Annotated in this window: 25 protein-coding genes and 2 pseudogenes; 11 read left to right on the top strand and 16 right to left on the bottom strand. The window is 67.4% G+C overall.

The window, feature by feature from the left end:
- Window positions 1-292: 292 nt before the first annotated feature.
- Window positions 293-760, bottom strand: a complete 468-nt coding sequence (gene bcp / locus OG870_RS17935; protein WP_266515155.1) for a thioredoxin-dependent thiol peroxidase — start codon at window positions 758-760, stop codon at window positions 293-295.
- A 93-nt stretch (window positions 761-853) separates the two neighbouring features.
- Here bcp and OG870_RS17930 point away from each other — a divergent pair, with 93 nt between their 5' ends.
- The 3 genes and pseudogenes from OG870_RS17930 (at window position 854) to OG870_RS17920 (ending at window position 2,109) form a co-directional block, all read left to right on the top strand.
- On the top strand, window positions 854-1,183 hold the full coding sequence (locus OG870_RS17930; protein ID WP_266515152.1) for a DUF3618 domain-containing protein: 330 nt from the start codon (window positions 854-856) through the stop codon (window positions 1,181-1,183).
- A 70-nt stretch (window positions 1,184-1,253) separates the two neighbouring features.
- Entirely contained in the window at window positions 1,254-1,556 is a 303-nt protein-coding gene (locus OG870_RS17925; RefSeq protein ID WP_405626776.1) for a GroES family chaperonin, read from the top strand.
- A gap of 200 nt (window positions 1,557-1,756) precedes the next feature.
- Window positions 1,757-2,109, top strand: a pseudogene (locus OG870_RS17920) (DMT family transporter).
- A 16-nt stretch (window positions 2,110-2,125) separates the two neighbouring features.
- Here OG870_RS17920 and OG870_RS17915 read toward each other — a convergent pair.
- On the bottom strand, window positions 2,126-4,579 hold the full coding sequence (locus OG870_RS17915; RefSeq protein WP_266840179.1) for a transglycosylase domain-containing protein: 2,454 nt from the start codon (window positions 4,577-4,579) through the stop codon (window positions 2,126-2,128).
- Between the two features lie 203 nt (window positions 4,580-4,782).
- On the opposite strand from OG870_RS17915, the gene OG870_RS17910 reads away from it, so the two are divergent.
- Genes OG870_RS17910 through OG870_RS17895 form a run of 4 tightly spaced genes read left to right on the top strand, consistent with a single transcriptional unit; the run spans window position 4,783 to window position 8,294 of the window.
- On the top strand, window positions 4,783-5,583 hold the full coding sequence (locus OG870_RS17910; RefSeq protein ID WP_266584210.1) for an ABC transporter permease: 801 nt from the start codon (window positions 4,783-4,785) through the stop codon (window positions 5,581-5,583).
- 49 nt (window positions 5,584-5,632) lie between these two features.
- Window positions 5,633-6,397: an ABC transporter permease gene (locus tag OG870_RS17905; protein WP_266588400.1), complete on the top strand. Its 765-nt coding sequence runs from the start codon at window positions 5,633-5,635 to the stop codon at window positions 6,395-6,397.
- A gap of 5 nt (window positions 6,398-6,402) precedes the next feature.
- On the top strand, window positions 6,403-7,404 hold the full coding sequence (locus OG870_RS17900; RefSeq protein ID WP_266584212.1) for an ABC transporter ATP-binding protein: 1,002 nt from the start codon (window positions 6,403-6,405) through the stop codon (window positions 7,402-7,404).
- A 44-nt stretch (window positions 7,405-7,448) separates the two neighbouring features.
- A complete protein-coding gene (locus tag OG870_RS17895; protein WP_266515141.1) occupies window positions 7,449-8,294 on the top strand; it encodes a DUF1707 SHOCT-like domain-containing protein in 846 nt (281 codons plus the stop codon).
- A 49-nt stretch (window positions 8,295-8,343) separates the two neighbouring features.
- Here OG870_RS17895 and OG870_RS17890 read toward each other — a convergent pair whose 3' ends face one another.
- On the bottom strand, window positions 8,344-9,678 hold the full coding sequence (locus OG870_RS17890; RefSeq protein ID WP_266840182.1) for an SGNH/GDSL hydrolase family protein: 1,335 nt from the start codon (window positions 9,676-9,678) through the stop codon (window positions 8,344-8,346).
- A gap of 231 nt (window positions 9,679-9,909) precedes the next feature.
- On the opposite strand from OG870_RS17890, the gene OG870_RS17885 reads away from it, so the two are divergent.
- Entirely contained in the window at window positions 9,910-11,277 is a 1,368-nt protein-coding gene (locus OG870_RS17885; protein WP_405624460.1) for a DUF445 domain-containing protein, read from the top strand.
- 228 nt (window positions 11,278-11,505) lie between these two features.
- Entirely contained in the window at window positions 11,506-13,044 is a 1,539-nt protein-coding gene (locus tag OG870_RS17880; RefSeq protein WP_266840186.1) for an MFS transporter, read from the top strand.
- A gap of 123 nt (window positions 13,045-13,167) precedes the next feature.
- Here OG870_RS17880 and OG870_RS17875 read toward each other — a convergent pair whose 3' ends face one another.
- The 12 genes from OG870_RS17875 to OG870_RS17820 all read right to left on the bottom strand — a co-directional run bounded on the left by OG870_RS17875 (window position 13,168) and on the right by OG870_RS17820 (window position 21,380).
- On the bottom strand, window positions 13,168-14,613 hold the full coding sequence (locus OG870_RS17875; RefSeq protein WP_443063463.1) for an alginate lyase family protein: 1,446 nt from the start codon (window positions 14,611-14,613) through the stop codon (window positions 13,168-13,170).
- Window positions 14,614-14,770: 157 nt separating this feature from the next.
- Window positions 14,771-15,073 carry a hypothetical protein gene (locus OG870_RS17870; RefSeq protein WP_266515128.1) on the bottom strand — a complete coding sequence of 101 codons (303 nt, stop codon included), beginning with the start codon at window positions 15,071-15,073 and terminating at the stop codon, window positions 14,771-14,773.
- A gap of 136 nt (window positions 15,074-15,209) precedes the next feature.
- Window positions 15,210-15,629 carry a pyridoxamine 5'-phosphate oxidase family protein gene (locus OG870_RS17865; RefSeq protein WP_327691138.1) on the bottom strand — a complete coding sequence of 140 codons (420 nt, stop codon included), beginning with the start codon at window positions 15,627-15,629 and terminating at the stop codon, window positions 15,210-15,212.
- A gap of 53 nt (window positions 15,630-15,682) precedes the next feature.
- Complete coding sequence (locus OG870_RS17860; protein WP_266840192.1) at window positions 15,683-16,288, bottom strand: DUF5753 domain-containing protein; 606 nt, start codon at window positions 16,286-16,288, stop codon at window positions 15,683-15,685.
- An 85-nt stretch (window positions 16,289-16,373) separates the two neighbouring features.
- Window positions 16,374-16,841 carry a hypothetical protein gene (locus tag OG870_RS17855; RefSeq protein WP_266840194.1) on the bottom strand — a complete coding sequence of 156 codons (468 nt, stop codon included), beginning with the start codon at window positions 16,839-16,841 and terminating at the stop codon, window positions 16,374-16,376.
- Between the two features lie 90 nt (window positions 16,842-16,931).
- Window positions 16,932-17,156: a DUF397 domain-containing protein gene (locus OG870_RS17850; RefSeq protein WP_266840196.1), complete on the bottom strand. Its 225-nt coding sequence runs from the start codon at window positions 17,154-17,156 to the stop codon at window positions 16,932-16,934.
- 561 nt (window positions 17,157-17,717) lie between these two features.
- Complete coding sequence (locus tag OG870_RS17845) at window positions 17,718-18,548, bottom strand: helix-turn-helix domain-containing protein (RefSeq protein WP_266840198.1); 831 nt, start codon at window positions 18,546-18,548, stop codon at window positions 17,718-17,720.
- Entirely contained in the window at window positions 18,532-19,065 is a 534-nt protein-coding gene (locus OG870_RS17840; protein ID WP_327691137.1) for a DUF6879 family protein, read from the bottom strand. The genes OG870_RS17845 and OG870_RS17840 overlap by 17 nt, the downstream gene beginning before the upstream one ends.
- Window positions 19,049-19,258 carry a hypothetical protein gene (locus OG870_RS17835; protein WP_266840202.1) on the bottom strand — a complete coding sequence of 70 codons (210 nt, stop codon included), beginning with the start codon at window positions 19,256-19,258 and terminating at the stop codon, window positions 19,049-19,051. The genes OG870_RS17840 and OG870_RS17835 overlap by 17 nt, the downstream gene beginning before the upstream one ends.
- A 188-nt stretch (window positions 19,259-19,446) precedes the next feature.
- Complete coding sequence (locus OG870_RS17830; protein WP_327691136.1) at window positions 19,447-20,088, bottom strand: HAD family hydrolase; 642 nt, start codon at window positions 20,086-20,088, stop codon at window positions 19,447-19,449.
- A gap of 225 nt (window positions 20,089-20,313) precedes the next feature.
- Window positions 20,314-20,499, bottom strand: coding sequence for a DUF397 domain-containing protein (locus tag OG870_RS17825; RefSeq protein ID WP_266842178.1), 186 nt, complete (start codon window positions 20,497-20,499; stop codon window positions 20,314-20,316).
- Window positions 20,500-20,531: 32 nt separating this feature from the next.
- Window positions 20,532-21,380, bottom strand: a complete 849-nt coding sequence (locus OG870_RS17820; protein WP_266924437.1) for a helix-turn-helix domain-containing protein — start codon at window positions 21,378-21,380, stop codon at window positions 20,532-20,534.
- Between the two features lie 217 nt (window positions 21,381-21,597).
- Between OG870_RS17820 and OG870_RS17815 the strand changes: the two are divergent.
- Both OG870_RS17815 and OG870_RS17810 read left to right on the top strand, forming a co-directional pair.
- Window positions 21,598-22,315 (top strand): annotated as a pseudogene (locus OG870_RS17815) (ATP-binding protein).
- Window positions 22,309-22,524, top strand: a complete 216-nt coding sequence (locus OG870_RS17810) for a hypothetical protein (protein ID WP_327691135.1) — start codon at window positions 22,309-22,311, stop codon at window positions 22,522-22,524. Before OG870_RS17815 ends, OG870_RS17810 begins: the two are co-directional and overlap by 7 nt.
- Window positions 22,525-22,529: 5 nt before the next feature.
- On the opposite strand, the gene OG870_RS17805 is transcribed toward OG870_RS17810, so the two are convergent.
- Window positions 22,530-25,598: a DUF3427 domain-containing protein gene (locus OG870_RS17805; RefSeq protein ID WP_405626771.1), complete on the bottom strand. Its 3,069-nt coding sequence runs from the start codon at window positions 25,596-25,598 to the stop codon at window positions 22,530-22,532.
- Window positions 25,599-25,613 lie beyond the last annotated feature (15 nt).

Raw genomic sequence — 25,613 nt, 5'->3', positions numbered from 1 at the left:
ACCTGGTGCTGCAGCACCCGCCGTTGGCCACCACTCGGGCTGAGTCCGAGACGTCGCATCAGGTCGGTCCAGTTGTGCGCCCTGGCCACCTCTGGCGCAAGCCGTTCCCTGCTGTACGTGCCCGATCGTTCCGATGCGCTCCGCACGCCCACGTGTTCCCCCGTCTCGACTGACAGTTCGTGATCTCGCACGGAGTAACGAACCGCTAATCGGACAGTCACGCCCGAAACGTAAAGCGGCCCGCACCGGGTCACCCCGGTGCGAGCCGCTCAGCAGCGGAAGCAGGTGGGCCTCAGATGCCGAGGTCCTTGATGATCTTCGCCACGTGGCCTGTCGCGCGGACGTTGTACAGGGCCCGTTCGACCTTGCCCTCCTCGTCCACGACGATCGTGGAGCGGATGACGCCCATGTAGGTCTTGCCGTAGTTCTTCTTCTCGCCGTATGCGCCGTAGGACTCCGTGACGGTCTTCTCCGGGTCGGCCAGGAGGGTGACCTTCAGGGACTCCTTCTCGCGGAACTTGGCCAGTTTCTCCGGCTTGTCGGGGGAGATGCCGAGGACGTCGTAGCCGGCGCCCGTCAGGAGTTCCAGGTTGTCCGTGAAGTCGCAGGCCTGTTTTGTGCAGCCGGGCGTGAGGGCCGCCGGGTAGAAATAGACGATGACCTTGCGGCCCTTGTGGGACGACAGGGATACGTCATTGCCGTCGGCATCCGGCAGGGTGAAGTCGGGGGCCACGTCCCCGGGCTGGAGTCGCTCGCTCATCTCGCTAGCGTAACCGGGGGTCCTGACAGTGCAGGCCCGGGCAGAACTGACAGACTGTCCGCAACAAGCAGCAACCACTTCGGAGGCCCTACCGTGGCGGACACGTCGGACACCAGAAACCCGGCGCAGATCGAGGCGGACATCAAGCGCCGCCGCGAGGTGCTGGCCGAGACGCTCGACGAGATCGGGGTGCGGGTGCATCCGAAGACGATCGTCGGGGACGCCAAGGCCAAGGTCGTGTCGAACATCGACCACACGCTGGGGCGGGCCTACGTCGGGATCAACAAGGTTGTGACCGATGTGAAGGCGCAGTTCGTCGACGAGGAGGGGGCGCCCCGGCTGGAGCGGGTGGTGCCCGTGGCGGTCGTCGCCGTGGGGCTCGTGGGGCTGCTCGCCCTAGGTACCCGGCGGCGCAAAGGCTGAGGGAGAGCTGTAGGTTCGGGGCGTGAGCGCCAACAAGAACAGCACCCAGCACGACAAGCTGCCCATCCGGATGCTGCACGACCGAGTTCTCGTGCGGCAGGAGACCGGTGAGGGTGAGCGGCGGTCGGGCGGGGGCATCCTGATTCCCGCCACGGCGGCGGTCGGGCGGCGGCTGGCCTGGGCCGAGGTCGTCGCCGTGGGGCAGAACGTCCGGACCGTGGAGCCGGGCGACCGGGTGCTGTACGACCCGGAGGACCGGGCCGAGGTCGAGGTGCGGGGTGTCGCCTACGTGCTCATGCGCGAGCGTGATCTGCACGCCGTGGCCGCCGACCGGTTCGAGGGGTCCGAGGACACGACGGGCCTGTACCTCTGAATCAACGGTCGAAGAGGGCTGGTGGCCATCGTCACCAGCCCTTTTTGTCGTTTCTTTGCTAGTTTTGGAGTCAAGTCCAAGCCTGAGCCCGACGAGACGCGCCGTACCGGGACATCGGTCATCAGCAGTAGTCAGCAGTAGTCAGCGGTAACAGCAAAGACGACGCACCCCCTGTAACGCCTGTTCTCGGAGGTGCCGTCATGGCCTGGGTTCTGCTGCTTGTCGCCGGTCTGCTTGAGGTCGGCTGGTCGATCGGGATGCTGTGCTCATCTGGGGGACACCCCCAGACCCCCCGTGCACCGACGGGTTCACGCGCCTGGTGCCCAGTCTGCTCACCGGTGCCGGAATCGTCGCCAGCATGATGCTGCTGTCGCACGCCGCCAAGACCCTCCCCATCGGCACCGCCTACGGCGTGTGGGTCGGGATCGGGGCGGCCGGTGCGGCGGTGCTCGGCATGGTGGTGCTCGGTGAGCCGGCCACCGCCGCCCGGATCTTCTTCGTGTGTCTGCTGCTGATCGCCGTGGTGGGGCTGAAGGCGACCTCCGGTCACTGAGAGGCAGCCCCGCCCGTCACTGTCTCCTGGTCAACCCTGGGCCTGCCGGGCCGCCCGTGGTCGCTCCTCCGGTGTCGGTGCCTGTCGTGCCGCCGTCCGTGCCTCCGGCGTCGGTGCCGCCCGTCGCTCCGCCGTCCGTCGGGTCTCCGGTCGTGCCGCCCGTGGTCGTCCCGCCGTCGGACGTGGTTCCGCCCGTCGTCGGGTCGCCCGTCGTGCCGCCGTTCGCCGTGCCGCCCGTCGTGTTCGTGCCGCCGTCGGTGGTGCCGCCGTTGTCCTGGCCCTGGGTCTGGCCCTGGTCGCCCTGGCCGCCGGTGGTCGTGGTGCCGCCGTTGTCCTGGCCGCCCGTGCCCGGCTGCTGCGGGGTCCCGGTGGCCGGCGGCGGCTGGGTGACCTCGGCGCCGGGCTGCAGCTGGAGGTCGAAGTCCGTGGCCGGCTTCCCCTTCAGCGCGGCCTTGGTGTACTGCGCCCAGATCTCGGCGGGCGGGCCGCCGCCGTTGACGCGCTGCAGGCCCATCGCGCCGTACAGCGACTTGTGCTTGGCCGTCACCGGGTCCTGGCCCATGACGGAGACGACGGTCGCGAGGTCGGGCGTGTAGCCGGCGAACCAGGCGGCCTTGTCCTCCTCCGCGGTGCCGGTCTTGCCGGCGGCGGGGCGGTCGGCGCCCTGGGCGGCGGTCGCGGTGCCGTTGTCGACGACGCTCTGCAGGATCGACGTGGTGGTGTCGGCGGCCTCGCGGCTGATGGCCTGGGAGTTCGTGTCCTTCGGCAGCTCGACGACGTCCTTGCCGTCCTTGGTGATCGAGTCGATCATCGTGTACACGCCGTGCTTGCCGTGGTTGGCGAGCGTCGCGTAGGCCTCCGCCATGTCGAGGACGCTGGCGGTGTTCACGCCGAGGGCGATCGACGGGGTCGCGGTCAGGTCGGGGGTGCTGGACGGGATGCCGAGGCTGATCGCGGTCTGCTTGACCTTCTCGGGGCCGACGTCCACGGCCATCTGCGCGTACACCGCGTTGACCGACTTGTCGGTGGCGGTGCGCACGGTGACGTTGCCGTACGAGGTCTGGTCCTCGTTCTCCGGTGCGTAGGCGCCGCCCGACCAGCCCTGTACGGGGCGCTTGTTGGTGCCGTCGTAGTAGGTGTTCGGGGTGATGACCTGGCGGTCCTGTGTCTCGGAGTGGTTCTGGACGGCCGAGGCGAACACGAAGGGCTTGAAGGTGGAGCCGACCTGGAAGTCGCCGCGGGTCGCGCCGTTCGTGTACTGCTTGACGTAGTCGATGCCGCCGTACATCGCGACGACCTTGCCGGTCTTCGGGTCGACGGAGGCGCCGCCCGCGCGGACGTAGTTGTCGACCTTGTTGTTCTTCTTGTCGAGCTTGGCCATCACCTTGTCGTTCACGGCCTTCACGAAGGCGTCCTGCTTGCTCTTCTGCAGGGTGGTGGTGATGCGGTAGCCGCCGGCCTCCAGCTCGTCCGCGGTGACGATCTTGTTCTTGGTGAGGTAGTCCTTGATCGCGGTGACGATGTAGCCGCGCTGCCCGGACATGCCGGTGGAGGCGGTCTGTTCCTTGGGCATCGGGAACTTCAGGCCGGTCCGCTCGGCCTCGGTCAGCCAGCCCTTCTTGACCATGCCGTCCAGGACGTAGTTCCAGCGGGCCAGCGCCGGGGCCTTGTTCTCGGGGTGCGCGACGACGTCGTACTCGCTGGGGGCGTTGACGAGGGCGGCGAGGTAGGCGGCGCGGGCCGGGTCGAGGTCGGCGGCGTCCCGGCCGTAGTAGGCCTGGGCGGCGGCCTGGATGCCGTAGGCGTTGCGGCCGAAGTAGCTGGTGTTGAGGTAGCCCTCAAGGATCCGGTCCTTGGACTGCGTGCGGTCCAGCTTGATCGAGATGAAGAACTCCTTCACCTTGCGGGTGACGGTCTGCTCCTGCGCGAGGTAGTAGTTCTTCACGTACTGCTGGGTGATCGTCGAGCCGGACTGCTTGCCCTTGCCGGTGGCGGTGTTCCAGCCGGCGCGCAGCATCGCCTTGGGGTCGATCGCGGACTCGCTGTAGAAGTCGCGGTCCTCGGCGGCCAGTACGGCGTGCTGGGCGTCCTTGGAGACCTGGGCGAGTGACACGTTCTCCCGGTTGATCTCGCCGTCGCGGGCGAGCTGGGAGCCGTCGGCGTACAGATAGACGTTGGACTGCTTGGTGGCGAGGGCGTTGGCCGGCGGGATGTTGACCATCGAGTAGCCGAGGTAGAACAGGCCGATCAGCAGCAGTACGCCGATCATGAAGGTGCCCAGGACCATGCGCCAGGTCGGGATCAGCCGGCGCCAGCCCGTGCGCCTGGGCCGCTTCGGCTTCTTCCCCCCGGGCTCGGGAACGCCGGGCCCAGGACTCCCCGGCTGAGGAGCGGCCGGCTCGGCAGCACCCTGCGGCTCTCTCGGTGCCCAGCCCTGGTTCGGCTGCTGCGGCTGCGGCTGGTCGCTCATCTCGTGCACGGACTCCTGTTTCGCGTCGTACGTTCCCGTACGCCCTCGTACGCCATTTGCGCCCCCTCTTGAAGACTCTCGCACCATGCGTTCCGTTCCCGGATCACGGCACGCGTCCCGTCTGGAAAATGCGTGGCGTACGTCACTGCCTGCGGACTAGGCTCCTGCGCTTCGGTGTCGGGCGGTTCGGGAGGTTGACTGACGTGGGCGCGGGACGGTTGTACGGGGCCGTCGCGGCGGGTGGTTTCAGACGGTACGCGACGTATCGGGCGGCCACTGCCGCCGGAGTGTTCACCAACACCGTTTTCGGCCTGATCCTCGTCTACACGTATCTGGCGCTGTGGGACGAGAAACCCCACCTCGGGGGCTACGACCAGGCGCAGGCCGTCACCTATGTGTGGCTGGGGCAGGCGCTGCTGTCGACGCTCGCGATCGGCGGCAGCGGTGTCGAGGTCGAGCTGATGGAGCGGATCAGGACCGGGGACATCGCGATCGATCTCTACCGGCCGGCGGATCTGCAACTGTGGTGGCTGGCGGCCGACTTGGGGCGGGCGCTGTTCCAGCTGCTGGGGCGGGGCGTGATCCCGTTCCTGTTCGGCGCGCTGGTTTTCGACGTGGCGCTGCCGGGGGACGCGGCGAAATGGGCGGCGTTCGTGGTGGCCGTGCTGCTGGGGATGGCGGTCAGTTTCGGCATCCGGTATCTGGTAGCGCTGCTCACGTTCTGGCTGATGGACGGCACGGGTGTGACGCACATGACCATGCTGGCGGGGTTCTTCTGCTCGGGGATGGTGCTGCCGCTGAACGTGTTCCCGGGCACGCTCGGCGATGTCGTACGGGATCTGCCGTGGTCGGCGCTGTTGCAGAAGCCGGCGGACGTGCTGCTGGGGGAGGCCGATCCGTGGAGCACGTTCGCCTTCCAGGGGACGTGGGCCGTGGCGCTGCTGGCGGCCGGGCGGCTGGTGCAGTCGGTGGCGACGCGGAGGGTGGTCGTACAGGGTGGCTGAGGTGAGCCGGCTGGCGGACGGGCTGCGCGCGTACCGTCTGATCGGGGCGATGTGGATGCGCTCCACGATGGCGTACCGCGCGTCCTTCGCGATGACGACGTTCGCGAACTTCGCGGTGACCGGGCTGGACTTCGTGGCGATCCTGCTGATGTTCTCGCGGATCGACGTGCTCGGCGGGTGGCCGCTGCCCGAAGTGGCCTTCCTGTACGGGCTGTCGTGCGTGGCGTTCGGTCTCGCGGATCTGGCGATCGGCTCGATGGAGCGGCTGGGGCAGCGGGTGCGCGACGGCACGCTGGACACGCTGCTGGTGCGTCCGGCGCCGGTCCTCGCGCAGGTGGCGGCCGACCGGTTCGCGCTGCGCCGGCTCGGCCGGATCACCCAGGGGTCGCTGGTGCTCGGGTATGCGCTGGCCACCGTCGACATCGACTGGACGCCGCTGAAGGTGCTGTTGATGCCGGTGATAGTGGTGAGCGGCGCGGCGATCTTCAGCGCGGTGTTCGTGGCCGGTGCGGCGTTCCAGTTCGTGGCGCAGGACGCGTCCGAGGTGCAGAACGCGTTCACGTACGGCGGGACGACGATGTTGCAGTACCCGCCGACGGTGTTCGGCAAGGAGCTGGTGCGCGGGGTGACGTTCCTGCTGCCGCTCGCCTTCGTCAACTGGCTGCCCGCGGCCTATGTGCTGGACCGGCCGCTCCCGCTGGACCTGCCGCGGTGGGTGGCCTTCGCCTCGCCGCTGGTGGCGGTGGGGTGTTGTGCGCTGGCGGGGCTGGCCTGGCGGGCAGGGCTGCGGACTTATCGGAGTACAGGGAGCTAGCGGCAGTGGACAGCGACTACTTCATCGAACTCGACCGTGTCGAGAAGGTCTTCGACGTGCGCAGGAAGACCGGCTTCCTCAGGCGTGAGCGGCGGCAGGTGCGGGCCGTGGACTCTCTCTCCTTCACCGTGGCGCGCGGCGAGATGGTCGGCTACATCGGTCCGAACGGCGCCGGGAAGTCGACGACGATCAAGATGCTCACCGGCATCCTGACCCCGAGCGGCGGGCGGCTGCGGGTGGCGGGCATCGATCCGGCGCGCGAGCGAACGCGGCTCGCGCATCGCATCGGGGTGGTGTTCGGGCAGCGTACGACGCTGTGGTGGGACCTGCCGCTGATCGACTCGTACAAGCTGATGCACCGCATGTACCGGATCCCGGACACCCGTTACCGCGAGAACCTCGACCGGTGTGTCGAACTCCTTGAGCTGGCCGACCTGTTGGACGTCCCGGTGCGGCAGCTGTCGCTCGGGCAGCGGATGCGCGGGGACATCGCGGCGGCGCTGCTGCACGATCCGGAGGTGCTGTACCTCGACGAGCCGACGATCGGCCTGGACGTCATCTCGAAGGCCAAGGTGCGGCAGTTCCTGCGGGAGTTGAACGCCGAGCGCGGCACGACGGTGCTGCTGACCACCCATGACCTCCAGGACATCGAGCAGTTGTGCTCGCGGGTGATGGTCATCGACCACGGGCGGCTCATGTACGACGGTGCGCTCGCCGGTCTGCACGAGGTGGGCGAGAGCGAACGCACCCTGGTGGTGGACCTGGAGCGGGAGACGGCGCCGATCGAGGTGGCCCCGGCCCGGGTGGTGAAGGTGGAGGGGCCGCGGCAGTGGCTGGCGTTCCCGGCGGGACAGTCGGCGGCGGCGCTGGTGGCGCGCATCGCGGCGGAGTACCCGCTGGCGGACCTCTCGGTGCGGGAGCCGGACATCGAGGCGGTGATCGCCAAGATGTACGCGGGCGAGGCCGCCGGCGGGGCTGCCGGCGAGGCCGAGAAAGCGGTCTCGTAGACGTCTCGTAGCCTCTTGCCGGGGGAACTCGTAGGCTGCTGTCCATGACGGACGACGCCGCAGTCCCGGAGCTTCGCGCATCCGACGCCGATCGTGAACGAGTCGCCGAGGTCCTGCGGGACGCCCTCGCGGAGGGCCGTCTCGACATGGAGGAGTTCGAGGAGCGCCTTGAGGCCACCTACAAAGCACGGACGTACGGCGAGCTGACGCCGATCACCCGCGATCTGCCGGTCGCCGGGATCACCCCGCCCCCTGCCATCTCGCTGGTCAAGGAGCCTGAGCAGAGCGGGAGTTGGGCGGGGCGGGTCGTCGGCGGCGACGGGTCCTCGTCGTGGGCGGTCGCCGTGATGTCCGGCTTCGAGCGCAAGGGGCGCTGGACCGTGCCCAAGCGGTTCAACTGCTTCGCCTTCATGGGCGGCGGGGAACTCGACCTGCGCGAGGCGAACTTCGCGGACCACGAGGTCGAGATCAACTGCGTGGCGATCATGGGCGGGATGAACGTGATCGTGCCGCCCGGCGTCGAGGTCGTCGTGCGCGGCATCGGGATCATGGGCGGGTTCGACCACCGCGAGGAGGGCGTGCCGGCCGAGCCCGGCGCCCCGCGCGTGATCATCACCGGCTTCGCCTTCTGGGGCGGCGTCGGCGTCGAGCGGAAGCTGACCCGGCAGGAGCGGCGCCGTCTGAAGGAGGAGCGCCGCCAGGAGAGGCTGGAGGGCAGGTCCGGGCACGCGCTGGGGGAGGGGTTCGCCGATCACCGCCGGATGCTTGAGGGCCACCGTGAGTGGCGGCGCGATCTGCACGAGGAGCGTCGGCAGCGGCACGACGAGCGGCGCGAGCGGCACCGGGAGCGCCGGGAGGATCGGGACAGGCGCCGCCGCGACGACTACTGACCCGAACCGCCCACGCGGCCATTGCGGTTGGGCCCTCACCGTTCGGCCCCTACAGTTCGGCCGGCGCCGAGCCCTTCAGGCCCTTGAGGTCGAAGATCTGCGCCATCGTCGCGTATCCCTTGTCGCTGGGGTGGAGATGGTCGCCGGAGTCGTAGTCGGAGCGCAGCCTGCGCGGGTCGTACGGGTCCCGGAGCGCCCGGTCGAAGTCGACCACGGCGTCGTAGACCCGTCCGGAGCGGATCTCCGCGTTGATCTCCTCCCGTACCGCCTCGCGGGCCGGGGTGTAGCCGCGGTGGCCCTGGAAGGGCATCAGGGTCGCGCCGATGACCTTGATACCGCGGGAGTGGGCCTGGCCGACCATGGTGCGCAGGCCGTCGAGGATCTTGTCCGGGTCGGCGAGCCGGGGGTTGCGCAGGATGTCGTTGACGCCGAGGTCGATGACGACGACCTTGACGTTCGTACGGGCGAGGGCGTCACGGGAGAAGCGCAGCAGACCGCTCTGGTTGTCGGCCGGGCGGCCGAGGCCCCCCGCGAGGATCTGGTTGCCGCTTATGCCCTGGTTGACGATGCTGTAGCGCGGCAGGTCCTGGCCGGACTCGATCGCGGTGCGCAGCCGCTCCGAAAGGATGTCCGTCCAGCGGTGGTTGGCGTTCTGGGTGGACGTTATGCCGTCGGTGAGGGAGTCACCGAAGGCGACGACGGTGCCGTCCGACTCGTTGCTCAGCACGTCCAGCGCGGTCAGGTAGCGCCAGTACGGCGTCTGCTCGGTGTACCCGGCGCCGGTCACGTCCTCGGTGAGGTCGCCCTCGGCGACGTAGGAGATCTGGCGGGCGTGCTGGTGATAGGTGACCGGGCCGGACTGGCTGGGCGAGTACGTGGTGACCAGTACGTCGCTGCCCTGCGGGATGACTATGCGGACGGCGTCGCTCAGCACCTGCTGCCCGGCCGGGATGATGATCGCGGTGTTGCCGCCGAAGGTCAGCCGCCGCATGGTGTCGGCGCTCGCCGCCGCGGTGTCGGAGGCGACGGCGACGGCGATGGAGGCGTGGGTGACGGTCAGCGCCGACTGGCCGTAGAGATTGGACAGCGTGATACGGGCACTCGTACCGCCCACGCTCGCGTGCACGACGTTGCGCACCGAGCGCCCCGCCATGCCGCTCGTCTCGGTGCCGGGCTCGGCGCCCGCCGGGGACGCGGACCAGGAACCGACCCAGATGCCGGTGGAGGCGGGGGCGGCGGAGTTGTGCCGGGCGCGGCCCTTGTCGAGGGCGTTGGTGCCGGCGTTGCCGTCGCCGGCCGCGACGCCGACGTATATCGCAGCGGAAAGGCCGACGATCACGGCGATGATCGCGGAAAGCAGGGCATAACCATGACGCTTGGTCATGCGGTGCGGGTCTCCTCGGACGAATGGGAGCCCGAGGCTCCGATGTGATCATCCCATGATGCGTCATGGGGTGATGGGTGGTTGAACAGGACCCCCTGTGGGCCGCCCTTTGGGCCGCCGGAGTTCACGCTCAGCTCTCCCCTTCCGACAGACGCCGGGAACTCTTGTTCCGTTCCAGGAGTCGGTCAGGAAGGGACAATGTGTGCAGGGGATCACGAACGGGTGGAGTGGATGGAACGCACGAATCCGGATGAAGCGGGTGGCGGCGACGTGGTTCAGCATTCCCGGCCGGGCGGATCGGGTAACCGCACCGCCCCCGCGGCGGCCGCACGCACGATGACGACCTTCAGCGCCGCCGACGAGGAGAAGCAGCGCGGAGTGCGCCGCATGAAGCTCACGGCGACCGGGCTGCTGGTGTTCGTGGCGCTGGTGTACGTCCTCGCCAAGTGGGCGGACAACTCCGGTGCCGGCGCCTGGGCGTCCTATGTCGCCGCCGCCGCCGAGGCCGGCATGGTCGGCGCGCTCGCCGACTGGTTCGCCGTCACGGCCCTCTTCCGCCGTCCCATGGGCCTGCCGATCCCGCACACCGCGATCATCCCGACCAAGAAGGACCAGCTGGGGGTGTCACTGGGCGAGTTCGTCGGCGAGAACTTCCTCTCCGGGGACGTCGTACGACAGCGGCTGCGCGCCGTCGGCATCGGCAGCCGGCTCGGCGCGTGGCTGGCGGATCCCGAGCATGCGGACCGGGTGACCGCCGAGCTGTCGGCCGCGCTGCGGGGCGCCCTCACCGTCCTGCGCGACTCCGACGTGCAGGCGGTCGTCGGCGAGGCCATCACCCGCCGGGCCGACGCCCAGGAGATCGCGCCCGGCATCGGGAAGATGCTGGACAAGATCGTCGCGGACGGCGGCCACAGACGGGTCGTCGACCTCATCGTCACGCGGGCGCACGACTGGCTCGTGTGGCACGACGCGGAGATCATGGACGCGGTGCAGGGCGGCGCCCCCGGCTGGACCCCGCGGTTCGTCGACAAGAAGGTCGGCGAGCGCGTCTACAAGGAACTGCTGCGCTTCGTCACCGAGATGCGCGACATGCCCTCCCATCCGGCCCGCGGCGCCCTCGACCGCTTCCTCACCGACTTCGCCTCCGACCTGCAGTCCGACACGGACACCCGCGCGCGAGTGGAGCGCCTCAAGGGCGAGGTGCTGGGCCGCGGCGAGGTCCAGGACCTGATCGCCTCCGCCTGGACCGCCGTACGCTCCATGATCGTCTCGGCGGCGGAGGACGAACGCAGCGAGCTGCGACTGCGTGTGCGGGCCTCGCTGCTGTCGCTGGGGGCGCGGATGGCGGTCGAACCCAAGCTGCAGGCGAAGGTCGACGGCTGGGTGGAGGGCGCGGCGGTGTACGTGGTCACCACCTACCGCAAGGAGATCACCTCCCTGATCACGGACACGGTGGCCGGCTGGGACGCCGAACACACCACCCGCAAGATCGAGGCCCACATCGGCCGCGACCTGCAGTTCATCCGGATCAACGGCACGGTGGTGGGTTCGCTGGCGGGGTTGTTGATCTATACGGTGACGCGGGTGCTGGGGGCGTAGGGGCGCACTTCTCGGCGTCGGCCGACATCAGCCGGCCCGTCCGGCGTCGGCCGACATCAGCCGGCCCGTCCGGCGTTTGAGGACGAGGCCGTTCAGGCCGAAGCGGGGGCCCGGGGGCGGTAGCCCCCAGCGAGGGCGGCACCAACGCTGGGTGACTCATCAACGCCGGGGCGTAGGGCCGCCGGTCGGGGATACCCGGCACGGGTTCGCTCAATGAGGAGGGAGCCCATGCCCACCGCCCAGCCCAGCGGCAGCGCCACGATCACCAGCCGCATACCCGCCCGCCTGGACCGCCTCCCGTGGTCGCGCTGGCACTGGACCATCGTGATCGGCCTCGGCACCGTGTGGATCCTCGACGGCCTGGAGGTCACCGTCGTCGGCAACATCGCGGGCCGCCTGTCCGAGCCCGGCAGCGGACTGCCGATCACCTCAGGCCAGATCACCGGCCTCGCAGCCGCGCTCTACGTGGCCGGCGCCTGCATCGGCGCCCTCTTCTGGGGCCGCCTGACCGACCGCTTCGGCCGGAAGAAACTCTTCATGATCACGCTGGTCGTGTACCTGGCGGCCACCGCGCTGACCGCCGTCTCCTTCTCGACCTGGTGGTTCTTCGCCTTCCGCTTCCTGACCGGCTTCGGCATCGGCGGCGAGTACGCGGCCATCAACTCCGCGATCGACGAGCTGATCCCGGCGAAGTACCGCGGCCGCGTGGACCTCGCCATCAACGGCAGCTTCTGGGTGGGCGCGGTCTTCGGCTCACTGCTGTCGATCGTCGCGCTCAACGAGGCGATCCTGCCCAAGAACGTGGGCTGGCGACTGACGTTCGCACTCGGCGCCGTGCTCGCCCTGGTGATCCTTCTCGTACGACGCCACGTCCCGGAGAGCCCACGCTGGCTGCTGATCCACGGCAGGGAGCAGGAGGCGGAACGGATCGTCTCCTCCATCGAGCAGAAGGTCGAGTCGGAGACGGGGGAACGGCTCGGCGAACCCGAGTCCGAGATCACCATCCACCAGCGCAAGAGCATCGGCTTCCTGGAGATCGCCCGCACGGTCTTCTCGACCTACCGCAAGCGGTCGATCCTCGGCTTCTCCCTCTTCATCGGCCAGGCCTTCCTCTACAACGCGATCACCTTCGGCTTCGGCGCGATCCTGACCCAGTTCTTCGATGTCCCGACGGGCAACACGGGCTACTACTTCGCGGTCGTCGCGGTGGGCAACTTCTGTGGCCCGCTCCTGCTGGGCAAGCTCTTCGACACGGTGGGCCGCCGGGTGATGATCTCGTCGACGTACCTGCTGTCGGGGCTGCTCCTGTTCGGTACGGCCTGGCTGTTCGACCGCGGCTCGCTGACCGCGACGACGATGACGGCCTGTTGGTGCGCCGTCCTGTTCTTCGCGTCCGCGGGCGCGTCCAGCGCCTACCTGACGGTCTCCGAGGTCTTCCCGATGGAGACGCGCGCCATGTCCATCGCCTTCTTCTACGCTCTCGGCACCGCGGCCGGCGGCATCAGCGGCCCGCTGCTGTTCGCCGACCTCACCGGAACCGGCAAGGTCGGCGACACGGTCCTCGCCTTCCAGATCGGCGCGGGCCTGATGTGCGCGGCCGGCCTGGTGGCGGCATTCCTGGCCGTACGCGCGGAACGCCGCTCCCTGGAGGACATCGCGAAGCCGCTCACGGCAGCGGCCTCGGCGGTGAGCGAGCGGGCGCGGTCGGCGAAGGAGGGGCGGTCGGCGAAGGAGGGGCGGGACCGGTCGCGGACGGCCACGGCGTAGACGTGGCCTGACGGCCGGGCCCGGCCTCGGCCAGCCGTGCATGAGCAGCGGTCGTGCAGTGAGCCGACATGCAAGCCTGCGACTCGGCTCCAGCTCCCCTCCTGCTCCCCTCCTGCTCCCTTCCTACTGAGCGCCGTCCCGCAGGACCCGGTCACGGCGTCGCAGCAGGAGCAGCCCACCGGCGACGGCGGTGACTCCGGCGGCGGCCCACCCGAGGACGTCCTCGGAGCCGGTCGCGGCAAGGTCGCCGCCGGCGGCCGGGGACACGGAGGCCGAAGCGGTCGCCGCGGTCTGCGGCCGCGGGCCGGAGCCGCCACCGGATGCCGGGGCCGAGCCGGAAGCGCCGGGCTTCGGCGCGGGCGTAGGGGTCGACGACTTGTCGCGCGTGAACGCCAGTGTCCCGAAGCCGAGTTGGTCGTATCCACCGCTGTTGGGCCCGAAGTCCCCGCCGCCGCCCTCGGGCGCGGACTTGGCGGCGATCTGCGTGAGGTAGGTCGCGGACAGCCCGCGCCGCTTCGTGTAGTGGTTGGCGATCATCGCCCAGATCGGCCGCTGGAAGTTCGGGTCCACCCCGGCCGCGGCGGCGGCGGTCTCGCTGCCGGACCAGACGCCGGGCGCGCCCTTCCTGCGGGTGTTGGCGGTGTACGACACCTTCCCGCCCATGCTCCACTTGGCCACGTACTGCGCGCCCTTGAGGAAGCGGTTGTCGTCGTAGCCGTAGAGGTCGATCCCCTGGTTCCAGGCCATCTCGCAGAAGGTGCCCATCAGCCCGACGCCGAGCAGCGAGTGCCCCTGGTCCCGGCCGGCCTCCAGCCACTCCGCGAGCCCGTCGTCGTACACGACGGGGATGGCGTTCTTGACGGCCCCGAGTCCCGCTCCGTGCTTGAAGTAGTCGACGGCGCGGGTGACCTGGGCCTTGTCGTCGCAGAAGATGCCGGTGGCCAGGACGCAGGCCATGTTGGCGAGGTCCCAGTTGGGCCAGTAGTTGGAGGTGAAGGCGCCGTTGTGCTGGGCCAGGAAGTTGTCGCTGACCTTGCCGAAGACCTTGCTCTGCATCTCCTGGAAGCGGCCGAGGTCGAAGTCACCGTGGTCGCGCACGAGTTCGGCGGCGTTGGCGGCCTGGTAGCCCTGGAGTCCGGCCAGGAGGAACCGGTCGGCGGACCCCTGGACCGCCGTCAGCCTGGCCGACCAGGCGTTGAGGATCGCGACGGCGGTGTCGGCGTGGGCGCTGTCGCCGCTGACGTGGTAGCGCAGGGCGTTCTGGTACGCGGCGTGGATGTCGTTGTAGAGGGTCGGGTAGTTCTGCGGAGCCGCCCCGCCGCGGTAGACGACGGCCTGCGGATTGGCCGTCCAGCCGCTCTGCGCATGCCGGTTGGCGGTCAGCTTCGCGTACCCGGCGGTGTAGGGGGACGCGCCGGCCTTCACCTTGGCGGCCATACGGGCCAGGTCGGCGCCGGTGTGCAGCAGCCCCGGGTGCGCGAAGGACGTACCGGCGGCCGCTGCGGGGGCCGCACCGACGCCCGCCCCGACCCCGACGGTCCCGGCTGCGGCGCCCGTGGCCTTGAGCATGGTGCGGCGGCTGATCTGTCGTGTCGCATGCATGCCCAGGAGACGGGCGGGACCCGCCCCGATAACACAAACTGGGGGGACCCATTCCGCACGTCGAGGTGTGCGCCCCGTGCCGGCTTACGAGTGAGTTTCTACGCCGGCGTTCCACGCGTGAGCGCTACGCGTGCCGGTCGGCGACGGCCCAGGACGCCAGCGCCACCGCACCGGCCACCCCGAACACGGCGGGCCAGGAGCCCACCTTCTTGGCCAGCGGATGGGACGCCCCGAAGGCGGCGACATACGCGGCCGTCAGCGCCCCGGCCGCCTTCCCGCCGGCCTGCTGCCGCCACCGCGTCGCGGCCGTGGCTCCCGCGACGGCCAGCACGACCCCGCCCAGCTGCCGCTTCTTCGTCCAGCGGGCCACGCCGTACCCACCGACGAGCCCACCCGCGGCGACCACCGCGCTGGGAACCCTGGCCATGTCTGCCTCCTACCGCTTTGACTGATCTGCCCCGAGGCTAACCCTCCCGGCAACGGCCGGCCCGAACCTGAGTCGAGGAGTGTCAAGTTTGGCCGGTCACGTGGGCGAATGGGGCGATCTGGCCCCACGCCTCCTCTCAGGCCAGCGGGATCTCCTGCACTCCGAAACTGCCGGGGCGGTAGTCGCTGTGGCGCCCCCAGTCCGGCCGTACCCGGACGTAGACGATGTCCGGCCACACGGCCCGTTCCGGCCCGGTCGGGATCTGGTCGTAGTACGCGGCCACGGCCGGGTCGTCCTGGGGGATCTCGGCTGCGGTGCCTTCGAGTTGAACGGTCTGCTCGTCTCCCCAGTCGACCCCGACGACCAGCGCGACGCGCGGCTGCCGACTGAGGTTGGCGAACTTTCGGGAACCCCGCGTCGTATCGAAGACGAGATCGCCCGCATCGGTGGCCGCGATCCCGACCACCGCGGCCTGCGGATGCCCGTCGGCGGAGAGGGTGGCCAGGACGGCGAGCCGACGGGCGCGGACGTACTGAATAAGGGCATTTCGGTCCATTCGCCGAAGGTATCGGCACCGCGCGGCGCACGAACGGACGCGTTCGCCTTCTCCTACGCGTTGCTCCAGAACGCCAGGGCCTTGTTGATCAGCTCCTTGGCGGCGTCGCCGTAGTGCGCTGCGTCGCTGATGGCGTCGAATGCCCGGTGATGAAGGGCGAGTTCCGCAGGGTCGGTGATGTCCACGCTGGAGGAGACGAGCTCGTAGTGGGCTCGGCCTCCGTCGTACAGGCTGAAGCCGGGTTTCGGAACCAGGCTCATTTCGGCGGTGGCGGGCACGATTCCCAGGCGAAGAGAGGGGAGGTCGATATCGCGCAGGAGTCGTTCCAACTGCTCGCTCATCACCTTGGGTCCCCCGACGTTCGCGTACAAGGCTTGTTCGCCGAGGATCACGTCGTAGTGGTGCTCGCCGTCGTGCAGGACCTGTTGGCGCTCCATCCGCTTCGCCACCCCCGCGGGTACGTCGTCCGGGACGCCGAGAAACGCGACGACTCGACCGAGGATCACGGCCGCGTACGCCTCGGTCTGAAGCGTGCCCCAGATCATTTCGGGGACGTACGACTTGCCGTGCCGGGTCTGTTGGTACCAGCGGATCACCTCGTCCTGAATGTCTTCCGTACCGGTGGACAGCCGCTGTTGCCACGGGATCGAGCTTGTCATTGAGTTCCTTCCTTTGGGCAGAGTGCGTCGGTGGGCGTACGCCGCACACTGAAGTACCCGGGCGCAGGCCCCCTTGGAGCCCCAGTTACCGTACTGGGCAGGGCAGTTCGGGCATCGAGCGGTTTGGAGAGCAGGTCACTACTGCGAGCGACAGATACGAGGGTCGTTCGAGGTAGTAACCGAAGGCGACGTCGGCTCCTGAATTCAACCTCGCAGCAGCGGAGTTGACGAGGGAAGCCAGACGGGCGACGTCGCGGTCCGCCTCTGAAGCGAAACGGAACGCGTACTCGGCCAAGGTCTCGGCGAGCCAGGCCGCAGCCTCTTTGGCCTCATGCCATGTGCCGCGAACCAAAGCACGCGGTTTGACGAGCCAGTACGCCGTTTCCAGAGGTGGAAGGTCCACGGTCTGGAACCCTGCCGCCACTTCGCGATAGCGCTGGACCGCTTCCGGCTTGCCCCCGGTCGGGGGAGGTTCAGGATGTGGAGGGCGCCGCAGTGCTTCATTGTCGAAGCGTTCTTTCGGGCCTGCCCATAGATATCCGTGATGGTGCACCGGTCGTCCCCATCTGGTGTCGGAGATCGAGGGGAAACCGGTCCCGGTTCCTTCAGTGGAAGCGGGACCGGTTGGGGAGGGGAGAGTTGGTCAGACAGGCAGGCCGAACCTCGCCGGGTCGATGCCGGCCGAGTCCAACTCTTCCGTGGTGAACCGGAGCGGCTCCGCGTCCGGCCGCTTGCTGTCGCCCAAGGCCCAGGCATCGTCGCCGATACGGGCCAGGGTCACGCACCCTTCCGTGCAGGGCCCCCCGCATGCCTTCACGAAGGAGGCCCCATTGATGTCCAGCCCGTACAGATCGCTTCCGTCCAGCATTTACGGCACCTTTCTGTTCAACTGTCGCGGCCAGTGCCGACCGCCGCCGCCCCGTACAGAGCGGGAGTCCATGGGGGTGAAGCCAGCGCCTCGTGTTTGAAGGGCACCCGGCGTCACGTACAGCGCGGGCACTCGCACGGAGGCCATTCCGTGGTGACCAGGGGGGCCAGATCATCCGTAGGGAAGATGGCCCGCTCAGATCCCCAGGTCCGCCCGGCATCACGAGAGACGCGTATGGTCATCAACGGACGGTCGGCAAAGAGGCCTGGTTCCTTTCCCTTGCTCATGCCGGGTGAACCTCTGCCTGGTGTCGACGCAGATCCACATTCGCGTCAGATGCAGCGCTGTAGTCGCCTCCGGAACGCGCGTTACTGCGGCGGACGCAAATGCCGAGACAGGCGCTACAAGCGGGCACTGCTGTTGGTTCCACAGGAAGTTCCGTAAGGCCGTATTCCTGAGGCTTCTGCGGGCTCGTCATTAATCCTCCCCGGCTTCATTGCGAATCTATGATCCACCGGAGAAGCGCGGGGTTCGAGCAATATTCCTGTTACGGACTAAAGATCACCGGCAGGCGTTTGCCCACTGGAGCAGCAAGGCCCTTGCCTCATCACCGAAGCGAGCCTGCTCCTCGAAAGAAGAGAACACGGCAAGATACTCCGAGACATCACGAGAATCCCGAAACACCATACGGCCAGTGAAGTTCTCGACTGTAGCCAGCCGATTGTCGTAGACCGTGAACGTGTTCATCGGTCCCCGTGGCATGACCGTTCCCACTGGAATGACGCCGATGCGTAGATTTGGCAGATGGGACAGCGACACCAGACGATCGATCTGCAAGGCCATGGCTGGCGTCGGCACGATCGACCACCGCACTGCCTGTTCCGTTAGGACGAAGGTGAAGGCCTTTGACGTGTCGTAAAGAACAGCCTGGCGCTCCAGCTTGCGCGCCACCGTCTTCGACGAGTCACCCGGTGTGTGAATCAGGCTGGCCCGAACATAGTCAGGCGTGGCCAGCAGACCCGTAATCATGGCGGGGAGAAAATATCTCAGCTCTGTTGCCTCACTCTCCAGCGAGGCAAGTTCTGTCTGTCGCTTCTCCTTGCCGCGGCGCCAGGATGAGCGTTTGTCCTGCCACTCGGTATTCGCGATGCGTGCGAGAGCGGTAACTTCCGCAACTATGCCGGCGGGAGCGTCGAGAGCTCGAAGGATGCGTTCGACGTCCACGAGCTTCGGAGTCTTATTGCCGGTCTCAAACTTACTGATCTGGCTCTGCGACATGTTGCAACGCCGAGCGAGCCGGTCCCCCGTGAGACCGGCTCGCTTTCGCAACTCGCGGAGCGTTTGTGCTAGGTCGCTTCTCGACTGCCCCAGCTGCTCAGGTTCGAAGGTCACCGAATTCTCTCACGTACTCGGAGAACGGCGCCGAGTGAGCTATCGCAATGCGTTTCCACTCCAAGTACGGGGCAGTGTCACCCGTGAATATCTCTCGATTGATCTGCGTGCCGTCCGGTCGGTAGTTCAGTTGCACGATGCGCATCTCGTCGAACATCCACCAGTCGGTTTCCGACAGAGGGAGTTCGAAGTCCTCCCGCGTGACATCCAGGATCCGGATATCCTCGCCAGCCGCTATGTTTGCGGGAATTCCCCATGCGAACTGGTATCGCTGGTAGTCCGTCAATGGCTGCCGCACGACCCGCACGCGCCCAATCGTGCGGCCCGACGCCACGTATCCGCGTACCCGCTCATGCCAGCGTGCATTGTGCTGATCGGGCTTCGGCTCACCGCGAAGAAAGCGGGCGACGTTCTCAGCTTCTCTGGGCATGGTGTACGTGGGCTGGGTTTCGAATCGCCACGCGTCACGTTCGTAGGCGTCAAACGTCCTCCGCCACTCGTCACCATCCAAGAGCACGTACGGCCTCCTTGAGCACCGACTCAGGGATCTCCACCAGGGCCTCACCCTCCGGAGTCCGGAAGGCCGCCGTCACGTTCCCCTGGACCACGATAGATCCGGTTGCCGTGCGGTAGACGTTCGGACAATCGTCGTCATCGCAGTTGGGCCCGTTGACAGTCCCAGTGAGTCGAGTCAGATCCTCGCGCGCCATGGAGCCCCCTTCTGGTTCCGCCCCAGATGGGCGGCCTTCATGGATGACGCTACGGAGCACGTCGTTGCTCGTCCACGTGAACTCTGAACTATTCCCGATCTGGCATAAATGATCTCGCGAGCGGAAGCCAGGATCCGGGTCCGGTTCGGCCGTCACGGAGTGCTCCACGATCCTGCCGTCGGGTTCCGTCAGCCCCCAGCGATCGAAACGAGTTCCATAAGGCTGCCGATCCGCCAGTCCGCCCCGCCCGGCAGCTCCGGGGCGTCGGCCCAGAGGTGCCCCCACGGCCCACGCCGGATGTGCGCCACACGCAGTCCGGCCGCCTTCGCGGGAAACACATCGTTGGCTGGGTGATCACCGACGTAAACGGCCCCTTCTGGCGTGGATTGAGCAACCTCCAATACCCGTGCGAAGAACTCCGGCTGCGGCTTCGCCACGCCCCAGTCGCCCGAGGTCGCGATGAGGTCGGCGGGCAAGTCCAGCCCGCGCAGCAGCTCGCCCGCGCGGGACGTCTGGTTTCCGGCGACGATGACGCGGACGCCGAGCTTGCGGAGCGCGGACAGCGCCGGCCGGACGTCGTCGTACAGATCCGACTCGTCAAGGAACTCACCCTGTCCCGCGGCTTCGCGAGCGCTGTACTCGGTAGCGATGTCGATACCGGGTCGGGCGAGTCGTACAGCGTCGGCGTTGTCACGCCCCTGAGCGACGACGGCACCGACGAGGGCAGAGAGCGTGTGCCGGGGAACATCTAGCCAGTCGGCCCACGAGTGCCAGTAGCGGTCGTCGTGGGTGATGGTCTCGCCGATGTCGAGGACGATGGTCTCAATCACCTGCGGAAGCCTACGGAGGCCATGCTCCGGGCAAAGGGCAATCCGACTGCCTTGTTGGTTGTTGGTTCGGCTTCTTCGGTTGTGTGTCACGAATGCTGCTGCACAAGCGCACTCAACGTCCTTCGCACGGTATGCGGTCCGATCTCACGTCAGACTGAACCGGCGTGCCGGGCAGGAACGATCGACCGAATGTCAGGTTTGCGAAAGTGCGGGGCGTCTTGGCGGCTAGGTCAACTTGAAGTCCTTCAAGGCCTGCACGAAGGAAGACCACGCACCACTTCGGATCGTGACCACCGGCACCACAGGATCCTTCGCGCTTTTGGAGTCGCGTACAAGAGCGCTCTCATCGACCAGGGCGCACTCGACGCACTCACCCCCCGCGCCATTGCTGTACGTAGACGTGAACCACATCAGGCGGCCGTCGTCCGGGGGCTCTGCAATGCTCACCTTGTGTGTTCCTTCAGGATGGAGTTGATCAGCTGGGTGGAACGCTGAGGACTGAGGGCAGCGGCTCGCAAGCCGTCGAACGCCCTTGTGTACTCACGAACATGATGCTCGCCCTCCAAGTAGACGGCATCGGTGATGCCGTCCCGGTACACCAGGTCAGGGTCTTCCTGGTCGGGGAAGCCGAGCATCGTGAAGGAGCCGGTGGCCGGATAGGTTCCTGAGTCGAAGGGGAGGACTTGCAAGGTCACACTTGGCAACTCGGCCGTCTCCAAAGCGCGTTCAAGCTGTTCACGCATCAGCGCCGGGTCCCCGATGACGTTGCGCAAGGCGCCCTCGTTCACGATGAACCAGGCGTCGGGCGCTCCGGCCCGCGTCAGTAGGGCCTGGCGTTCCATGCGTACACGGACTGCCCTGTTGATGTCCTCGGCCGACATGTGAGCCCCCGTCTTGTGAAGCTCACACGTGTACGCCTCGGTCTGCATGAGGCCGGGGATCAGCTCGCACTGGTACTGGCGGAACGTGGAGGCTTCCTGCTCCAGCCCGATGTAGATGTTGAACCACTCGGGGACACCGGAGCCGTGCACCTGCCACCAGCCACGCGTCTTGGCCTCCCGAGCGAGTGATTTGAGGAAGTCGCGGAGTTCGTCGGTGGTGTCGTAAAAACGGCAGAGGGCATCGATGTCCGAGGGTTGGACCCGGCCGCTGCCCGTCTCCATGCGATTGACCTTGGAGCCGCTCCAGTCCAGGGCCTCGCCGACCTGCGCGCAGGTGCGTGAGTTCATCTCGCGGAGCTTCTTGAGCTCGATCGAGAGACGGCGACGGCGTGCCGTGGGTGATCCGGCCATCTCAACCCTCCATTGATTAGCGGGTGTTCAGTCTCGCGCCAAGGTGTCTGCCTGCCAATCACTCAGAAGTGGGAATCTCTTCCTGCACATTGCACAACGGGATAGGCGCGCGTCACCCTGATTCATAACGCCACTCACCGTGAGGGTGCGTAACGCTCCGCTCATCGCGTGGAGTGGGCGTGCAACGAGAGGGGTCTGCGTGGTCCAGGAACCGTGTATGTCTCGAAAGCCCTGGGACCTGGCCTTCACGGCCGAACCCGAGGAAGTGGGTGCCTTGCGGCGCATCATGCGGCTGCACCTAGGGATGTGGGGACTGGATGACGTCGCCGACGAAGCGCAGCTCTGCGTAAGCGAGTTGGTGGCCAATGTCATCACGCACGTCGGCCGCGGCACCCCGGCCATGCTCGTCGTCTCCATGAACGGCACCCACCTGCGCATCGAGGTCCACGATCCCGATACGCGAGCCCTACCCACCCTCGTCGACGCGAGCTCCGACTCCGAGGGCGGACGAGGCATGGCTCTGGTCGCCGGGGTCGCCGACCGCTGGGGCGTCTTGCTTCACCCCGATCGGAAGGTGACCTGGTGTGAGCTGGCGACGGGGCTCACCAGGCCGAACGGCCATGTGGACGGAGCCGGTGTCATGCGGGCAGAAGCGTTGTCGAACCTCCACGCAGAGGCGAAGCGCTCCTGCGAAGCGGACCTGAGCAGGTTGAGTAGGACGGTGGCTCAAGAGGTGGTGATCGATGTCATCACGAACTTCCTCCGTCGTCTTCGGGCATGGCTGCGACGAGGACGAGGTTCTGGACAGTGCTCAGACCGGCTTCGAGGTGCTGGCTTCGCGAAACGGAGGCGCGCCATGCCAAGTTCTGCGGTGGGGAGCCCTCCGGAACGGCTCAGCGAAAGGAGGGACGGCCCCGACCACGGCGGCATGGTGACCGACTCGCATCGCATGGCCCGGATTCGAGAGCTCGCTCTCGAAGTGCAGGAGATCGATGAGGCTTGGGCACAGGAGTCAAAGGAGTTCACGGGCGAGCGGGGTGAGGTGCCTGTTCCTCTTCTGTCTCCGTACGACGATGTCGAGACCGATTATGCGCGGATGGCCTGGACAGTCGCCTCCGCCCTCGCCCGAGAACTGCTCGGCTGAATCGGCTATCCGGCCGCGATGGCGGAATACGTCCACACATCAGCCGGAAGCTCGTGCTGAAGATCCCACGTGATCGCCATCGGCTTGCTGCCCGTGTGCTTCACATAGGTCGCCGGGCCAAGGAACATCCAGGGCTCTGACTTGCCGATGGCGTTGGACTTGTAGCGGCGCAGGAACAGGAGGACATGGCTGCCCCGCTCGGCGTGGTGTTGGTAGCGCAGGCCGGTCTTGGAGCTCTCCGGGGTGGTGCTCTGCGACTCCCAGTGGAAGCGGGTGGGGCTGATCGCGTAGTCCTTGTAGCGGACGCTGGGGGAGAAGTCCCGTTCGTTCTTCTCCAGGGTGATCAGCAACGCGTCGGTCTTGATCTCCTCGACCCAGGTCACCCCCTGCGCGAACACCCCGGGCATCTGTCCGCCCAACCGCGCGACCCCGAGCGCTGACAAGACCTCGGAGCGGTTGTAAGCGCTGTGGATCTTCAGCGGAAGGTGGCCGAGTAGCCCGTCCACGGGGACTGGGTAGTGGTCGGTGCGGTCGAGGACGTACGACAGGACCTGTTGAAGTTCGTCGCGGACGAGGTGTTGGGCGCGGAGGGATTCGAGACCCTCTCGGTAGCTGGAGAAGCCGCCCGCCTTGTCCCAGAGGTTGAAGAAGAGCATGCGTGCGTACGCCTGCTCGGTTGGGGAGAGGGAGCCGTAGCCGGGGGCGTCGTCCGCGAGGAGGCGGAGGTACGTGTCGGCCCTGTCCCGGTCGTCCACGTGGAGGAAGGCGTGGACGCGCTTGAGGAGGTCCTCCTCACTCGGCAGCGGGGCCTCCTTGATGACCCCCGCCTTGCGGAGGACCTTGGTCCAGGAGTTGTCGCTCTTGTAGAGCTCCTTGATGTCCCGCCGGCTTTCGCGCAGGTACGCCTCCAGCTTGGGCGTGCTGTAGTCCCGGACCTCTTTCGCCAACGTGTTGATGGTGGCGTTGAGTTGGGTGCGGATGTTGGCGAGGACGAGGTCCTTGGACTTGCCCTCCAGGATGATCTGGCAGCCGGAGGGCAACTGCGGGAAACCGCGCTCGATGCCGTCGACCAGGCGGTTGCGGGACAGGTTCGTCAGAGCGCGGAACTGCTCCTCGAAGCGGAACTCTGCCCGGTGCTGGCCGATGAAGTCCAGCACCGTCAGTACCGGCTTGTTCGGCGTACGGCGCAGACCGCGTCCCAACTGCTGGAGGAAGAGGGTCGCGCTGTTCGTGGGGCGAAGGAGAAGCAGGGTGTCGACGTCGGGGATGTCCAGGCCCTCGTTGAACAGGTCGACGGAGAAGATGACTTGGACCTTGCCGTTCTTCAGGTCGCCCAGTGTCTGTTCTCGCTCCGCGGGAGACGAGTCGCTGTCCAGGGCCGCAGCCCGGAGTCCCACCTTGTTGAACTGTTGCGCCATGAAATGGGCGTGCTCCTTGCTCACGCAGAAGCCCAGGGCGCGCATGGCTGCAGGGTTGGAGATCTTGTTGTTGACCTGCTTGAGGACGATGCGGGCTTGTCCGTCGTCGGCCGTGTAGACGTTGGCGAGTTCGTCTCGGTCGTAGTTGCCCGATCGCCACTTGAGCCGTGTCAGATCCGTGCCGTCGGGGATACCGAAGTAGTGGAACGGGCACAGCAGATCGGCCTCCAGGGCTTCCCACAGCCGCATTTCGGCGGCGATCCGGCCCTTGAAGAACTCGTCCTGCACATTGAGCCCATCCATCCTCTCCGGCGTCGCGGTGAGGCCGAGCAGTTCGGTTGGCGCGAAGTGCTCGAGTACGCGGCGGTACGTGTTCGCCGTGGCGTGGTGGAACTCGTCGATGACGATGACGTCGAAGTGGCCGGGATCGAGCTGCTCCAACCGCTGGAGGTTGAGGGACTGGACGCTGGCGAAGACGTGGGTCCAGTCACGGGGTTCCTGGCCGTTGTAGAGCAGCTCACCGAACGAAGCGTCGGCGAGCACCTCTTGGTAGGTGCGCAGAGACTGCCTCAGGATCTCCTTGCGGTGAGCGACGAAGAGCAGCCGAGGGAGCTCTCCACCGCGCTGGTCGCGCATGGTGCGGTAGTCCAAGGCGGCCATGACGGTCTTGCCCGTTCCGGTGGCGGCGACCAGGAGGTTCTCGTGGTGATGGCGGATCTCGCGCTCGACGCGGAGACGTTCCAGCATGTCCCGCTGGTGGGGGAAGGGCTGTACTTCGAGGCCGGATAGGTTGATCTTGAGGTCGTCGCCCGACCCCTTGCCTCCTGCTCGGGCCAGTGCCTCGGCGAGGCGCTCCCCGTCCTCATCGGGGTCGTACGACTCGAAGGCTGGGTCATCCCAGTACGCCTCGAACGTCGCCTCGAACTTTTCGAGCACTCTGGGCGTGGCGACGGATGAGAGCCGTACGTTCCACTCCAGGCCGTCGAGGAGCGCGGCCTTGGACAGGTTGGAGCTGCCCACGTAGGCCGTGTTGAAGCCGGTCTCGCGGCGGAACAGCCAAGCCTTTGCGTGCAGACGCGTCGACCGGATCTCGTAGTTGACCTTCACCTCGGCGCCGAACTCGCGGACCAGGCGGTCCAAGGCATGTCTGTCGGTGGCCCCGATGTACGTGGTCGTGATGATCCGGATGGGGACTCCGCGCATCTTGGCCGCGCGGAGCGAGCCTTCGAGTACTCGTATTCCGTGCCATTTCACGAACGCGCACAGCAGGTCGATGTGATCGGCCGTGGCCAGCTCCGCCCGCAGTTCGGCGCCCAGGTTGGGGTCGTCCGGGGCGTTGGTGATCAGCGCGGTTTCGGAGAGGGGCGTGAGGGGGCGAATCGCGTAGACGCCGGGAGCCTCCTGCTCAGCGAGCGCCAGGAGTTGCCGGGGGCCATCGGCGATGGCGCCTACGACCTCATCCGAGTCCGGATCCGGTGCATGCGTGGCCAGAGACTCCAGGATCTGGTTGGCAACGGTCACCTGCTTGTTCTGCGGCAGTTGACTGAGCCTGCGCCCCACGGCCTCTCCGATGTGGCGTGCCAGCACGTGGGGCGCGGACTCTTCGCTGACTTCCTCGTCGATTGCCTTCCAGCCAGCGGCTTCGAGCCGCTCCATCCGGTCGTGCAGGGT

Source organism: Streptomyces sp. NBC_00461 (assembly GCF_036013935.1).
Classification (GTDB): domain Bacteria; phylum Actinomycetota; class Actinomycetes; order Streptomycetales; family Streptomycetaceae; genus Streptomyces.
This window is presented reverse-complemented; position numbering and strand designations above follow the sequence as displayed.

What these genes read in the sequence shown, in the direction of transcription:
- OG870_RS17880 (WP_266840186.1), top strand. Translation starts at nt 11,506, where the DNA reads ATGCCCACCGCCCAGCCCAGCGGCAGCGCCACGATCACCAGCCGCATA.
- OG870_RS17820 (WP_266924437.1), bottom strand. Translation starts at nt 21,380, where the DNA reads ATGGCCGGATCACCCACGGCACGCCGTCGCCGTCTCTCGATCGAGCTC.
- OG870_RS17925 (WP_405626776.1), top strand. Translation starts at nt 1,254, where the DNA reads ATGCTGCACGACCGAGTTCTCGTGCGGCAGGAGACCGGTGAGGGTGAG.
- OG870_RS17870 (WP_266515128.1), bottom strand. Translation starts at nt 15,073, where the DNA reads ATGGCCAGGGTTCCCAGCGCGGTGGTCGCCGCGGGTGGGCTCGTCGGT.
- OG870_RS17915 (WP_266840179.1), bottom strand. Translation starts at nt 4,579, where the DNA reads ATGAGCGACCAGCCGCAGCCGCAGCAGCCGAACCAGGGCTGGGCACCG.
- OG870_RS17890 (WP_266840182.1), bottom strand. Translation starts at nt 9,678, where the DNA reads ATGACCAAGCGTCATGGTTATGCCCTGCTTTCCGCGATCATCGCCGTG.
- OG870_RS17860 (WP_266840192.1), bottom strand. Translation starts at nt 16,288, where the DNA reads ATGACAAGCTCGATCCCGTGGCAACAGCGGCTGTCCACCGGTACGGAA.
- OG870_RS17850 (WP_266840196.1), bottom strand. Translation starts at nt 17,156, where the DNA reads ATGCTGGACGGAAGCGATCTGTACGGGCTGGACATCAATGGGGCCTCC.
- OG870_RS17875 (WP_443063463.1), bottom strand. Translation starts at nt 14,613, where the DNA reads ATGCTCAAGGCCACGGGCGCCGCAGCCGGGACCGTCGGGGTCGGGGCG.
- OG870_RS17885 (WP_405624460.1), top strand. Translation starts at nt 9,910, where the DNA reads ATGGAACGCACGAATCCGGATGAAGCGGGTGGCGGCGACGTGGTTCAG.
- OG870_RS17810 (WP_327691135.1), top strand. Translation starts at nt 22,309, where the DNA reads ATGGTGACCGACTCGCATCGCATGGCCCGGATTCGAGAGCTCGCTCTC.
- OG870_RS17825 (WP_266842178.1), bottom strand. Translation starts at nt 20,499, where the DNA reads ATGTGGTTCACGTCTACGTACAGCAATGGCGCGGGGGGTGAGTGCGTC.
- bcp (WP_266515155.1), bottom strand. Translation starts at nt 760, where the DNA reads ATGAGCGAGCGACTCCAGCCCGGGGACGTGGCCCCCGACTTCACCCTG.
- OG870_RS17895 (WP_266515141.1), top strand. Translation starts at nt 7,449, where the DNA reads ATGACGGACGACGCCGCAGTCCCGGAGCTTCGCGCATCCGACGCCGAT.
- OG870_RS17865 (WP_327691138.1), bottom strand. Translation starts at nt 15,629, where the DNA reads ATGGACCGAAATGCCCTTATTCAGTACGTCCGCGCCCGTCGGCTCGCC.
- OG870_RS17905 (WP_266588400.1), top strand. Translation starts at nt 5,633, where the DNA reads ATGTGGATGCGCTCCACGATGGCGTACCGCGCGTCCTTCGCGATGACG.
- OG870_RS17805 (WP_405626771.1), bottom strand. Translation starts at nt 25,598, where the DNA reads ATGGAGCGGCTCGAAGCCGCTGGCTGGAAGGCAATCGACGAGGAAGTC.
- OG870_RS17835 (WP_266840202.1), bottom strand. Translation starts at nt 19,258, where the DNA reads ATGGCGCGCGAGGATCTGACTCGACTCACTGGGACTGTCAACGGGCCC.